The organism is Methylobacterium mesophilicum, from assembly GCF_022179445.1.
GTDB lineage: Bacteria > Pseudomonadota > Alphaproteobacteria > Rhizobiales > Beijerinckiaceae > Methylobacterium > Methylobacterium mesophilicum.
The window spans coordinates 1-242 of sequence record NZ_BPQU01000161.1; the positions used below are offsets into that span (position 1 = coordinate 1).

At 69.0% G+C, this 242-nt stretch carries 1 protein-coding gene; it reads right to left on the bottom strand.

The window, feature by feature from the left end; translation table 11 throughout:
- A partial coding sequence (locus MFF40_RS29025; protein ID WP_368858858.1) for a lysozyme inhibitor LprI family protein occupies positions 1 to 163 on the bottom strand: 163 nt, incomplete at its 3' end.
- Between the last annotated feature and the right edge of the window lie 79 nt (positions 164 to 242).

Sequence of the window (242 nt, forward strand, 5' to 3'; positions counted from 1 at the left end):
CGTCGTAGCCGGTCTCAAGCTGGCATTCGAGGTCGCGGAAGCGCCGCCATGCCTTTTGCGCAGGGTCGAGGTTGCGCCGCCCGTTCGGATCGAGCTTGGCCTGCAGGGCATCCTGTGCCTTCGCGAGGCCGACCTCGGCATCGTCCAACTGCGCTTGGCGCATAGCGTCCCCTCGATCTGGTTCGGGGCGTCCGCGCAGAGCGTCGGCACCTCCGCCGCCGCCGCCGTCGACCAGAGCATCA